This is a genomic window from Kitasatospora sp. NPDC056783 (assembly GCF_042789895.1).
Taxonomy (GTDB): domain Bacteria; phylum Actinomycetota; class Actinomycetes; order Streptomycetales; family Streptomycetaceae; genus Kitasatospora.
The window spans coordinates 1-11,640 of the sequence record NZ_JBHUAF010000272.1; the positions used below are offsets into that span (position 1 = coordinate 1).

General features: G+C 69.6%; 12 protein-coding genes and 1 tRNA gene. 5 read left to right on the forward strand and 8 right to left on the reverse strand.

What is annotated here, in order from left to right; genetic code table 11:
- Positions 1-34: 34 nt before the first annotated feature.
- The 3 genes from ACFRMQ_RS29380 to ACFRMQ_RS29390 form a co-directional block, all read right to left on the reverse strand.
- Positions 35-370: a hypothetical protein gene (locus ACFRMQ_RS29380; protein WP_380733693.1), complete on the reverse strand. Its 336-nt coding sequence runs from the start codon at positions 368-370 to the stop codon at positions 35-37.
- A 47-nt stretch (positions 371-417) separates the two neighbouring features.
- Positions 418-720 carry a co-chaperone GroES gene (locus ACFRMQ_RS29385; RefSeq protein ID WP_079136310.1) on the reverse strand — a complete coding sequence of 101 codons (303 nt, stop codon included), beginning with the start codon at positions 718-720 and terminating at the stop codon, positions 418-420.
- 210 nt (positions 721-930) lie between these two features.
- Positions 931-1,272: a DUF3618 domain-containing protein gene (locus ACFRMQ_RS29390; RefSeq protein WP_380733694.1), complete on the reverse strand. Its 342-nt coding sequence runs from the start codon at positions 1,270-1,272 to the stop codon at positions 931-933.
- 165 nt (positions 1,273-1,437) lie between these two features.
- Here ACFRMQ_RS29390 and bcp point away from each other — a divergent pair, with 165 nt between their 5' ends.
- Positions 1,438-1,911, forward strand: a complete 474-nt coding sequence (gene bcp / locus ACFRMQ_RS29395; protein WP_380733695.1) for a thioredoxin-dependent thiol peroxidase — start codon at positions 1,438-1,440, stop codon at positions 1,909-1,911.
- Positions 1,912-2,046: 135 nt separating this feature from the next.
- On the opposite strand, the gene ACFRMQ_RS29400 is transcribed toward bcp, so the two are convergent.
- The gene (locus ACFRMQ_RS29400; RefSeq protein ID WP_380733696.1) at positions 2,047-4,518 is read right to left on the reverse strand and encodes a chitinase C-terminal domain-containing protein; all 2,472 of its coding nucleotides are present in this window, start codon (positions 4,516-4,518) and stop codon (positions 2,047-2,049) included.
- A gap of 266 nt (positions 4,519-4,784) precedes the next feature.
- On the opposite strand from ACFRMQ_RS29400, the gene ACFRMQ_RS29405 reads away from it, so the two are divergent.
- Complete coding sequence (locus ACFRMQ_RS29405) at positions 4,785-5,645, forward strand: HNH endonuclease (protein WP_380733697.1); 861 nt, start codon at positions 4,785-4,787, stop codon at positions 5,643-5,645.
- 52 nt (positions 5,646-5,697) lie between these two features.
- A tRNA-Leu gene (locus ACFRMQ_RS29410) sits at positions 5,698-5,772 on the forward strand.
- Between the two features lie 66 nt (positions 5,773-5,838).
- On the opposite strand, the gene rdgB is transcribed toward ACFRMQ_RS29410, so the two are convergent.
- The 4 genes from rdgB to ACFRMQ_RS29430 form a co-directional block, all read right to left on the reverse strand.
- A complete protein-coding gene (gene rdgB / locus ACFRMQ_RS29415) occupies positions 5,839-6,444 on the reverse strand; it encodes an RdgB/HAM1 family non-canonical purine NTP pyrophosphatase (RefSeq protein WP_380733698.1) in 606 nt (201 codons plus the stop codon).
- A 31-nt stretch (positions 6,445-6,475) separates the two neighbouring features.
- Entirely contained in the window at positions 6,476-6,865 is a 390-nt protein-coding gene (locus tag ACFRMQ_RS29420) for a hypothetical protein (protein ID WP_380733699.1), read from the reverse strand.
- 246 nt (positions 6,866-7,111) lie between these two features.
- On the reverse strand, positions 7,112-7,837 hold the full coding sequence (gene rph, locus ACFRMQ_RS29425) for a ribonuclease PH (protein ID WP_380733700.1): 726 nt from the start codon (positions 7,835-7,837) through the stop codon (positions 7,112-7,114).
- A 173-nt stretch (positions 7,838-8,010) separates the two neighbouring features.
- Positions 8,011-8,244 (reverse strand): glucose PTS transporter subunit EIIB, encoded by a 234-nt coding sequence (locus tag ACFRMQ_RS29430; protein ID WP_063349220.1) that lies wholly within the window; start codon positions 8,242-8,244, stop codon positions 8,011-8,013.
- A 406-nt stretch (positions 8,245-8,650) separates the two neighbouring features.
- Here ACFRMQ_RS29430 and ACFRMQ_RS29435 point away from each other — a divergent pair, with 406 nt between their 5' ends.
- Positions 8,651-9,952: a PTS transporter subunit EIIC gene (locus tag ACFRMQ_RS29435; protein ID WP_380733701.1), complete on the forward strand. Its 1,302-nt coding sequence runs from the start codon at positions 8,651-8,653 to the stop codon at positions 9,950-9,952.
- Positions 9,953-10,326: 374 nt separating this feature from the next.
- Positions 10,327-11,604 carry a PTS transporter subunit EIIC gene (locus ACFRMQ_RS29440; RefSeq protein WP_380733702.1) on the forward strand — a complete coding sequence of 426 codons (1,278 nt, stop codon included), beginning with the start codon at positions 10,327-10,329 and terminating at the stop codon, positions 11,602-11,604.
- Positions 11,605-11,640: the final 36 nt, after the last annotated feature.

Consider the following 11,640-nt stretch of genomic DNA (forward strand, 5'->3'; position numbering starts at 1 on the left):
CAAGGGTCGGGGGCACCGGGGCGTGGAAGGCGGCTCAGTCGACCGGCCGGAACTCGTCCACGACCGTCCAGCGCGGGCCGAGTTCCGCGCGCAGCGCGTCCAGCGCGGCGCGGGCCCGGGCGTTGAAACGTTCCTTCTCCTCCCGCGACCAGGGCGACGGACCCGGCGGGTACTCCCAGTCCACCGAGGACTGGAACCAGGTGGACAGCTCGTCCAGCTCGGCCGCCGACCCGGCGCCGATCGGCAGCCGCGAGGGCTCGGCCGGGTAGCCGTACGGGCTGTCGACGTCCTCCGGCCACAGCGCCGTACCGACCACACCCGCCTCGAAGAAGTAGCGCAGCCGCTGCGGGGCCGCGGGTTCCGCCGTCATGGGCAGCCCGTCGTCACAGGTGGTCCGCCGTCACAGGTGGTCCGCCGTCACAGGTAGAGCCCGGTCGAACCCTCCGTGTCGCCGAAGCGGGTCGCGGCGACGGCGTGCAGATCGCGCTCGCGCAGCAGCACGTACGTGGCGCCGCGGACCTCGACCTCCAGCTTGTCCTCCGGGTCGTACAGCACCCGGTCGCCCGGCTCCACCGAGCGCACGCTCTGGCCCACCGCGACGGCCTCCGCCCAGGTACAGCGCTTGGAGAGCTCCGCGGTCGCCGGGATCAGGATGCCCCCGGTCGAGCGGCGCTCGCCCTCGCTGCCCTCGATGCGCACCAGCACGCGGTCGTGCAGCATCCGGATCGGCAGCTTCTCACCGAGCCGGTCGTGGCGGACGGGCTCGTGCGTCTGGTCGGAGCGGGTCGATTCGTCGTTCGTACTCACGGTCCCGAAGGTACCTCCCCCGGGCGCGGGGCGTGACGCCAGCCCGGCATCCGGCAGGAACACCGGCCCGGCACGCGGAAGGCCGGGCGCCCATCGCGCCCGGCCCCGCCGCCCCGCGGTGCTTCAGCCCTTGCGGCGCTTGCGGGCCGAGGCGACCAGCAGCACCAGGCCCACGCCGACCAGCGCGGCCGGGACGACCCGCTCCCGGCGCGGCTGGCCCTTCTCGTCCACGAACTGCGCCCGGACCCTCTCCACCACGCCGCTGGCGGCCACGTAGGCCTGGGCGGTCTTCTCCTCGATGGCGGCCGACGCCTTGGCCTTGACCTGGGCGGAGATCGTGCTCGGGTGGACGCGGACGGCCAGCTCGTCCAGGGTGGACGCCAGCCGGTCACGCGTCCGCTCGATGTCCGCCTCGATCTGGGCGGTCGTCCGCGCCGACTTGTCCTGCGTGCTCGCCTCGCCCACTCGGGCCACCCCATTCACTTGCGATGTTGTTCCGTCCGATCCGTGCGATCGGTGCGACTGACCCAGTGTGTCAGCTGCCGAACACGGCCGCGCGGCCCCACCCACCATCGGAGGTAAGTTTGCCGTGGTACGACCGCCCGTCCCAGCACCCAGGAGAGTACGACCGTGAGTGAGCGTCTCCAGCCCGGTGACACCGCGCCCGCCTTCAGCCTGTCCGACGCCGACGGCAACCAGGTGTCCCTCGCCGACCACGCGGGCCGCAAGGTCATCGTCTACTTCTACCCCGCCGCCCTCACCCCCGGCTGCACCAAGCAGGCCTGCGACTTCACCGACAACCTGGAGGTCCTCGCGGGCGCCGGCTACGACGTCATCGGCATCTCCCCCGACCAGCCGGAGAAGCTCGGCAAGTTCCGCGAGGCCGAGAACCTCAAGGTCACCCTGCTGTCCGACCCGGAGAAGAAGGTGCTGGAGGCCTACGGCGCCTTCGGCGAGAAGCAGAACTACGGCCGCACCTACCTCGGCGTGATCCGATCCACCATCGTGGTGGACGAGCAGGGCAAGGTCGAGCACGCCTTCTACAACGTGCGGGCCACCGGCCACGTCGCCAAGCTGCTGCGCGACCTCAAGGTCGGCGCCTGATCCCCTGATCCCCTGCTGACGGGTCTCCCGGCTGACGCGTTCCCGGCTGGACCCGGAGACGACGAAGCGGTGGCGGCGCACCCCCCGACCGGGTGCACCGCCACCGCCGTCCGTCACCTCAGCGGGCCTCGCCGATCAGCAGGCCCCGAGGTCGGTCCAGGCGCCCCACGAGCCGCTGGCCGCGGGGTCGTCGCCCTTGGTCCACCACTTGTTCTGGTAGTAGTGCCCCTTCCACGAGACCTTGGTGGGGGTCGCGTAGGCGGTGTCGGCGCTCCAGCTCGGGGCGGCCGTGCAAGCGCCCGAGGTCGAGGTGGGGGTCGGGGTCGGGGTCGGGGTCGGGGTCGGGGTCGGAGTGACCGAGCCCGTCGGAGTCGGGGTCGGCGTGGCCGAGCCCGTGGGGGTCGGGGTCGGGGTCGGGGTCGGCGTACCGCCGTCCACCGCGCCGCGGGTCAGGTCGCCCTTGATCCCGTACAGCGTGCCGCCCACGTTGACCGTCCAGTTCGACGGGGTGGACACCGGCAGGTAGTAGACGAAGTCCATGTCGATCGAGGCGCCCGGCGCCAGCGACTGCCAGCCCGGAAGCTTGACCGACACCCGGTTGTAGGTGCCCTTCAGGCCGCCGACGTTGCCCGGGCCCGGGTTGTCCTGCTTGATGACCTGGAGGCCGAAGCCGGACTGGTCCTTGGCGTTGCCCGGAGCCGAGTTGCTGTAGTCGAACTGGAACTCGGTGCCACCCGGCAGGGTCAGCGTCGAGTTGTTGACGATGTGCAGCTTCGGGTTGATCGGGTAGTTCGAGTCACCCAGCGCGAAGTTGTTGAACGACACGTCGATCGGCAGGGTCTGCTGCGGCAGCGCGACCGTCGAGCGGGTCGCGCCGTACGGGGTCGCCGACTTGAACTTGTCGTACATCAGCGAGGTCAGCGTCGAGCCGGGGACGTACTCGCCCTTGCCGCCGTTGGCGGTGGCGTCCCACTTGTAGTCGCCCGCGAGCTCCCAGATCATCGCGCCGCCGGCGCCCTGGTTGACGAGGTAGTCCGCCTTGGCGCCCACCGACTGCTCGTCCTCGGTGGAGAGGAACACCTTCTTGGTGTCGTTCCACAGCCACGGCGCCACCAGGGTGGAGCTGTAGTTGCGGGTGTAGGTGCCCTGGAGCGCGGTGTCGGTCACGCCGTACTTGGCCAGGTAGTCGGGCACGATGCCCTTCTCCAGGTTCTTGGCGTGCCACATCGGGTTCGACCCGGCCGGGGACTCCTTGCCCGCGTCGTCCTTGTCGTTCCAGATGTTGTCGATGCCGACCGCGCCGTCACCGCAGGAGGTCAGACCGGAGCCGACCGGGCAGGTGGTCGCCGGGGCGGTGCCCCAGAGGCCGTTGGTGCCGCCCTGGACGTTCTTGAAGCCGCGGGTGTAGTACGGCAGGCCGACGTTGATCCGGCCGGCCGGCATCGCGCCGCGGAAGTAGTGGTACGACCAGTCGGCGTTCAGGTAGCCGATGCCGCCGTACTGCGCGGTGCCGTAGACGTTGGCGGAGGCGAGCTCGCCATCCTTGCCGTCGTCGAACAGCGCGGCGTTCGGGCCGACGTACTTGTTCCAGGAGCCGTGCAGGTCGTACGACATGATGTCGACGTAGTCCAGGTACTTGGCCACCTGGAAGGTCTCCATGCCGCGCAGCAGGTAGCCGGAGGACGGGGCGGCGACCGACAGCAGGTAGTGCTTGCCGTCGGTGGCGCCGGCCTTGTCCAGGCTCTCGCGCAGGGTCTTCATCAGCGCCGCGTAGCCCTTGGCCAGCGAGCCGCGCTTGGAGTTGGCGAGCTGCCAGTCCAGCGGGTTGCCGGCGTCCTTCATCGAGGTCGGGTACTCGTAGTCGACGTCGACGCCGTTGAAGCCGTACTTGCGGATGAAGTCGACCGAGGAGGCCGCGAAGGTGTCGATGCCGGCCTGGTTGACGCTGCCGTCCGGGTTGACGGTCATCGAGTAGAAGCCGCCGGAGTTGACGCGCTTGCCGTCGTCCCCGAAGTAGCCGCCGGTCTCGGTCCAACCACCCACCGAGATCATGGTCTTGACGTTCGGGTACTGCTTCTTGTACTTCGTCAGCAGGTTGAAGTGGCCCTTGTACGGCAGGGTCGGGTCCAGCTCGGCACCGGGGACGCCGGGGAAGGACATCCCGGTGGCCGCGTTGTTCGGGCCGTCGGTGCCGACCGAGAGCTTGTTGTCGCCGCCGACGTGGCCGAAGGCGTAGTTGAGGTGGGTGACCTTGTCCCAGGGGATGTCGCTCACCAGGTACGGGGTGTCACCGTTCTTGCCGGTGCGCCAGCCGGTGAAGTAGCCGATGATGCGGCGCTGGTGGTCGGCGCCCATCTTCTCGCGCCCGCTGGTGTCGTAGACGGAGCAGTACGGGACGTCCACCCCGGGGGTCTGGTACAGGCCGTCGGGGCGACAGGACGCGTTGTCGACGGCCGCCGACGCCTGGGAGGGCGCCGCACCGAGCGTCGCCATCAGCAGCCCGGCCAGCGTAGCCGCCGCGAGCGAGGCCACACCGGCCCGCGCCGCCGGGCTCTTCCGGCGCGAAGAGGCGGTGGGACGCCGCTCCGCCGTGTTTCGGATCAACACTCGGTCCTCCAGGAGAGAGTGTCGGCGCGTGCCTGTGGGGGAGCACGCACGTGGGGGATTGCAATTGGCGGAGAAGCTATGTGGTCTGAACCACATAGGTCAATAGGTCTGGACCAATTGGTAATCAACAGCCAAACATCACAGGTCGGGAGCCCCCGACAATCAGTCACGTCCTGGCCGAAACCCACCCCACCCGTGACCAGATGCCGGACCGCTCGTTGCCAGGGCGTGGAAGGGGCTACCACCAGCCCACAGGGGGACCGACCATGCCGGTCAAGTACACCCGCGAACTGCTGGCCGCGCTCGCGGCAGAGTCCAACAGCGTCAACGAGATGATGCGCAAGCTCGGCGTGCCGATGGCGGGCGGCACACACAGCTACCTGAGCAAGCGACTCAGGCACTACGGCATCGACACCTCGCACTTCAACCACAACAGGCCCCACTACGGGCAACGGCGTTACCCGCGGGAGGTTCTCGCCGAGGCCGCAGCACACAGCCACAACCTCAACGAGATGATGGCCTACCTCGGTGTCACGCCGTACGACAGCCTCTACGGGTACCTGAAGAAGCGCCTGGCGGACTTCGGCATCGACACCTCGCACTTCACGTTCCGGGGCGACGGCCGCAGCAGGGTCGAAGCCATTCCGAAGGACGCGCTGGCGCAGGCCGTCGCCGCGCACCGGAGCATCCGCGGCGTGATCCTCGCCCTCGGAATGACCGACTGCGGCAACTCGCGGACGCTGGTGAGAGAGGCCATCGACCTCCATGGGCTCAACACCGGCCACTTCACCGGGCGGGCCCACAACAAGGGGCTGAAGACCGGACCCCGACGGACGGCCGAGGAGTTGCTCGTGCGGCGCCCGCCGGGAAGCCAGCGCGTTCCGGGCGATCGGCTTCGGACCATGCTCGTGCACATCGGGCATCCCGACATCTGCGAACTGTGCGGCACTCCCCCGACCTGGCTCGGACATCCGATGACCCTGGAGGTCGACCACGTCAACGGTGACTGGCTCGACAACAGGCGGGAGAACCTCCGCCTGCTCTGCCCGAACTGCCACTCCATCACTCCGACCTACTGCGGCCGGAACATGAACCGGGCTGCGCGCGCTGAAGGCGCTGCCGCCTAGCCGCAAACCCGGCGCCACCAGAAGGCGCCAACCGGTACGCTTGTGCTGGCGTGCGCCCGTACTCCAGCTGGCTAGAGAGATGCGGTTTAGGTCCGCAGTGTCGTGGGTTCGAGTCCCACCGGGCGTACCGAGTGAAATGGCCCGATCCCCTTCGATTCGAAGGGGATCGGGCCATTCTCATTCCTGTGGGCCGTCAGGCGATGAGGTCCTTCACGACCGGGGCGAGGGCGCGGAAGGCCTTGCCGCGGTGGCTGATGGCGTTCTTCTCCTCCGCCGTCAGCTCCGCGCAGGTGCGGGTCTCGCCGAGGGGCTGGAGGATCGGGTCGTAGCCGAAGCCGCCGGCGCCGGCCGGGGCGGTGCGCAGGGTGCCGAGGAGGCGGCCCTCGACGACGCGCTCGGTGCCGTCGGGGAGGGCGAGGGCGGCGGCGCAGAAGAAGTGGGCGCCGCGGTGCGGTTCGGCGATGTCGGAGAGCTGGGCGAGCAGCAGGTCGAGGTTGGCGCCGTCGTCGCCGTGCCTGCCGGACCAGCGGGCGGAGAAGATGCCGGGCGCGCCGTTCAGCACGTCCACGCAGAGGCCGGAGTCGTCGGCGACGGCGGGCAGGCCGGTGGCGCGGGCCAGGGCGTGGGCCTTGAGGAGGGCGTTCTCGGCGAAGGTGACGCCGGTCTCGGGCACGTCCGGGATCTCCGGATAGGCGTCGGCGCCGACGAGTTCGACGTCCAGGCCGGCGTCCGCCAGGATGGCGCGGAGCTCGGTGACCTTGTGCTGGTTGCGGGTGGCGAGGATCAGGCGGGTGGACATATCGCCCACCCTACCGAGGGTCCGGGCGCGGTCAGCCGGTGCAGATCGAGGTGAGGTTGCCGGCCGCGTTGCCGAGCGGCTTGAGATCGGGGACCTCGTTCTTCTCGGCGGCCCGCTGGACGTTGTCGACCTGCTTCTGGAGGTCGGTCACGGCCTTGGCGACGTCGGTGTTCTTGGAGTTCTTCCCGACCTGGTCGAGGTCGTTCTTGAGCTTCTGCAGGGCCTTCCCGGCGGCCGCCGAGTCGTTGCTCGCGTTGTCGTAGGCCTGGGTGACGTCGGCGATGTCCCCGGTGATCTTCACCGCGGTGTTCCCGCAGTCGATCGCCTTCTGCGCGGCGGAGCAGCTCACCATGCTGAGCGGGAGGATCGCGATGAGTCCGGCCACGGCGAGGGCGGCGGGGCGGGCGATGCTGGACGGCATCCGGTCCTCCTGGGGGGCGCGGGTTCCGTGGGATGGGACGCGCGCCGAGGGGTGCGCGGTTCCCGCAGCGGGGGTGCTGCGGGAACCGTACGGTCTGCGGGCCCGGCCTGTACAGCACGCCGTCCGTTTCGGCGGTCCGTTCACATCGGGGCCGAACGGCCGTTCAGCCACGGCCCGGACGGCTGTCCGCGCGGGGGCCTGACGGCTCGTCCGGTCCGGTGGGCGGTCGCGGGGCTCGCGCCCGGTTCAGCCCTCCAGGGCCTTGCGCTGGATCTCGTCCAGCTCGGCGCAGCCGAGGCTGCCGAGGTCGAGAAGCCGGTTGAGCAGGTCGCGGTCGAAGGGGGCGCCCTCGGCGGTGCCCTGGACCTCGACGAAGCGGCCGTCGGCGGTGCAGACGATGTTCATGTCGGTCTCGGCGCGCACGTCCTCCTCGTACTGGAGGTCGAGCATCGGGACGCCGTCGATGATGCCGACGCTGACGGCGCTGACGCCGCCGGTGATGGGCTGGCCCTTGGCGCGCAGCAGCTTCTTGTCGCGGGCCCAGGAGACGGCGTCGACCAGGGCCACGTAGGCGCCGGTGATGGCGGCGGTGCGGGTGCCGCCGTCGGCCTGGAGGACGTCGCAGTCGAGGACGATGGTGTTCTCGGCGAGCGCGCGGTGGTCGACCACGGCGCGCAGCGAGCGGCCGATGAGCCGGCTGATCTCGTGGGTGCGGCCGCCGATGCGGCCCTTGACGGACTCGCGGTCGCCTCGGGTGTTGGTGGCGCGCGGGAGCATGGAGTACTCGGCGGTGACCCAGCCCTCACCGCTGCCCTTGCGCCAGCGGGGCACGCCTTCGGTGACGCTGGCGGTGCACAGCACCTTGGTGTCGCCGTAGGAGACGAGGACGGAGCCTTCGGCGTGCTTGCTCCAGCCCCGTTCGATGGTGATCGGGCGGAGCTGTTCGGGGGTGCGGCCGTCGATGCGTGACATAGGCACTGAGCGTAGTCGCTCCGGGGGGCCGCTTCCGGAACCGCCGGGGGCGTGGGGGAACCGTGGGCGGGCGACCCCGGGCGGGGCGACCGCGGGGCCGCCGGACACGCCGCGGCCCGCCGTCCCCCTGAGCGGGTCGGCGGGCCGGGCGGGGCTGGCCTGGGTGGCTCAGCTCACATCATGTCCTCGATGTCGGCGGCGATCGGGTCGGCGTCGGTGCCGATGACGACCTGGATCGCGGTGCCCATCTTCACGACGCCGTGGGCACCGGCGGCCTTGAGGGCGGCCTCGTTGACCAGGGAGGCGTCCTTGACCTCGGTGCGAAGGCGGGTGATGCAGCCCTCGACCTCTTCGATGTTGTCGATGCCGCCCAGACCGGCGACGATCTTCTCAGCCTTGCTGGCCATCTGGTTTCTCCCTCTGTCTCGGCCCTTCGGCGGCTCTGCCGGGTGCCGTCCTGCGCTGGTGCTGGGGGGTGCGGCCCTCGACCGTCGGGCGGTGAGGTCCGTGCCGGCGGCTGACACGGGTTCAGCTGCGGTCGTGCTGCCGAGCAGCGCGACCAGCATCACCCGGGGCCGTCCGGTCTGCCACGTTAGTCCACTTTTGGCCCATTCCGGCGGGCAGGCTCCCGATCGCCGTCCGAGGATGACGATCAGTGGGGCCAGCGCCCCGGATGCGGCCTGCGCTCCCAAGTGGTCTACACCAATATATGTGTACCCCGAGGAACGCGGGACAGGCCCCGGGTGTTCCCGAGCCCCGCCCGAGGGTCCCGCAGGGGGCCACCGGTCGGCAACTGCTCCCGGAGGGCGAAGGATGAGTTCGGCAGGCGCCACGGCCCCGCAGGCCAAACGGTGGCACACCTTCTACGGCGGCCTCCAGAAGATGGGCCGCTCCCTTCAGCTGCCCGTGGCGGTGCTCCCCGCCGCGGGCATCCTCAACCGGCTCGGCCAGCCCGACGTGTTCGGCAAGGACGGGCTGGGCTGGGACGACGTCGCGAAGGTCTTCGCCGCCGCGGGCGGCGCCCTGCTCGACTCCTCCTTCGGTCTGCCGCTGCTGTTCTGCGTCGGCGTCGCGATCGGCATGGCGAAGAAGGCGGACGGCTCGACGGCGCTGGCCGCCGTGGTCGGCTTCCTGGTCTACTACAAGGTCCTGCACGCCTTCCCCGAGAGCTGCCCGGCGGGAACCACCCTGGTCCCGGACGCCTGGTCCGGCCAGTGCGTGAGCTACTCGTCGGCGAAGGTCGCGGCCGCGACCTACCAGAACCCGGGCGTGCTGGGCGGCATCCTGATCGGCCTGATGTCGGCCTGGCTGTGGGTCCGGTTCCACCGCACCAAGCTGGTCGACTGGCTCGGCTTCTTCAACGGCCGCCGCCTGGTCCCGATGATCACCGCCCTGGCGGGCCTGGTCACCGCCGTGGTGGCGCTCTGGGTCTGGCCGCCGGTCGGCCGCGGCCTCAACGACTTCTCGCAGAACCTCTCCGACCTGGGGGCGGGCGGCGCCGGCATCTTCGGCCTGTTCAACCGCGCGCTGCTGCTGATCGGCATGCACCAGCTGCTGAACACCTTCGTCTGGTTCCAGTTCGGGGAGTTCGTCAAGCCGGACGGCGCGATCGTGCGTGGCGACATCCCGCGCTTCCTGGCGGGCGACCCGACCGCCGGCCAGTTCCAGTCCGGCTTCTTCCCGATCATGATGTTCGCGCTGCCGGCCGCCGCCCTCGCGATCGCGCACTCGGCGAAGCCGCACCGGCGCAAGGCCATCACCGGCATGATGGTGTCGCTGGCCCTGACCTCCTTCGTCACCGGTGTCACCGAGCCGATCGAGTACTCCTTCGCGTACATCGTCCCCGCCCTGTACGCCGTGCACGCGGTGCTGACCGGCGTCTCGATGGCGGTGACCTGGGGGCTCGGGGTGCACGACGGGTTCAGCTTCTCGGCCGGCCTGATCGACTACGTCATCAACTGGGGACTGGCCACCAAACCGTGGCTGATCATCCCGATCGGCCTCTGCTTCGCCGTCGTGTACTACGCGCTCTTCCGGTTCATCATCGTCAAATTCGACCTGAAAACACCCGGCCGGGAGGACGAGGAGGAGGTCGAGGACGTCACCAAGGCCTGAAACAGGGCGCGCCCGCGCCACCCCGCCAAAGGCCCTCGGACCCGACGGTCCGGGGGCCGTCGGCCTTTCCCGGAAAGGACGGACGTCCCAGGCAGGACCGGGCGGGGCAGGTCGCGCTTTTGTTGCGCGATTAGCCAAAATCGATTTTGTTGCGCGATTAGCCAAAATCGAATACCGACGGGTAATCATGATCATCGCCGGGTAAGTAGGTTTCGATTTCATAGCACTTCCCCGAAGTACCGCTTTCCGGGGTTCCTCGACTTCTCCCCCCGTGCTACAAAACTGGTCTACACCACGTGTGGTGTAGACCAGTTCGCGGTTCGGCCCCTGTGCCTCCCCCCGACCGACCGCCATGCCGTTAGGAACCCACCCCCATGAGTCAGTCTGCGCAGGCACCGGCGCCCGCCACGGCTCCGGCCTCACCCAGCCCCGCCAAGAAGTTCGGTCAGAACCTCCTCCAGGGTCTCCAGAAGATCGGCCGCAGCCTCCAGCTGCCCATCGCGGTGCTCCCCGCCGCCGGTCTGCTGATGCGCCTCGGCCAGGACGACGTGTTCGGCAAGGACGGCCTCGGCTGGGACAAGGTCGCCGCGGTGTTCAACACCGCCGGCACCTCGGTCTTCGACGCTCTGCCGATGCTCTTCGCGGTGGGTATCGCGATCGGCTACGCGAAGAAGGCGGACGGCTCCACCGCCCTCGCCGCGCTGGTCGGCTACCTGGTGTACAAGAACGTGCTCACCGCGTTCCCGATCACCGAGTACAAGATCCTCCCCGGCAAGGACGAACCGGCCACCTACCAGAACCCGGGTGTGCTCGGCGGCATCGTGATCGGCCTGTTGGCCGCGGTGCTGTGGCAGAAGTACCACCGCACCAAGCTGGTCGACTGGCTCGGCTTCTTCAACGGCCGCCGCCTCGTCCCGATCATCATGGCCTTCGTCGGCACCGCCGTCGGCGTCTTCTTCGGTCTGGCCTGGGGCCCGATCGGTGACGCCATCAAGAGCCTGAACGACACCCTGATCGGCGCCGGCGCGCTCGGCGCGGGCGCGTTCGGCCTGGTCAACCGTGGTCTGCTGCCGGTCGGCATGCACCAGTTCGTGAACTCCTATGCCTGGTTCCAGACCGGTGACTTCACCAAGCCCGACGGCACCGTCGTGCACGGCGACCTGACCCGCTTCTTCGCCGGTGACCCGACCGCCGGACAGTTCATGTCGGGCTTCTACCCGATCATGATGTTCGCGCTGCCCGCCGCCGCGCTGGCCATCGCCCACGCCGCCAAGCCGCACCGCCGCAAGGCCATCACCGGAATGATGGTCTCGCTGGCCCTGACCTCCTTCGTCACCGGTGTCACCGAGCCGATCGAGTTCGCCTTCGTCTTCATCGCCCCGGTCCTGTACGTCATCCACGCGGTGCTCACCGCCATCTCGATGGCCGTCACCTGGGCACTCGGCGTGCATGACGGCTTCACCTTCTCCGGCGGCCTGATCGACTACGCGCTGGCCTGGAACAAGGCCACCGACCCGTGGATGATCATCCCGCTCGGCCTGGTCTTCGCCGCGATCTACTACTTCCTCTTCCGCTTCGCGATCATCAAGTTCGACCTCAAGACCCCCGGTCGCGAGGACGACGACGAGATCGAGGACGTCACCAAGGCCTGACGCCCGCGTCACCCCCGCCTTCGAAGGCCCCGCCCC